This is a genomic window from Nocardia cyriacigeorgica (assembly GCF_010858045.1).
GTDB lineage: Bacteria > Actinomycetota > Actinomycetes > Mycobacteriales > Mycobacteriaceae > Nocardia > Nocardia cyriacigeorgica_E.
This window is the reverse complement of the sequence record NZ_JAAGVC010000279.1, coordinates 1-301: the sequence shown is the minus strand read 5'-3', so window position 1 is coordinate 301 and position 301 is coordinate 1. Positions and strand designations below refer to the sequence as shown.

The window sequence follows — 301 nt, the reverse complement described above, 5'->3', positions numbered from 1 at the left end:
TGTGGAAGCGCTCGGCCAGCACGTGCTGGGCGGCGCGCAACACCTGATCGCCGCTGGCGCTATGCGGACATGATCATCGGTGTCGCGATCGGCCTGTGGGTGCTGCCGCGGACCTATGTGCTGGCCAAGCGTTCGCTGCGGATCCTGTTCCAGCACAGCCCCGAGGAACTCGACGTGGAACAGGTCGCCGCCGAACTGGGTGCCGTCGACGGTGGTGATGTGCGCGGAGGCGACTTCCATGCCCGAGGTGAGGGTCCACACGTGCAGGTCGTGGACGTCGGCCACACCGTCGACGGCACCC

Annotated in this window: 1 pseudogene; it reads right to left on the bottom strand. The window is 67.8% G+C overall.

Annotated elements, in window-relative coordinates:
* Nucleotides 1-210 precede the first annotated feature (210 nt).
* Nucleotides 211-301, bottom strand: a pseudogene (locus GV790_RS31530) (cation diffusion facilitator family transporter); the annotation flags it as partial.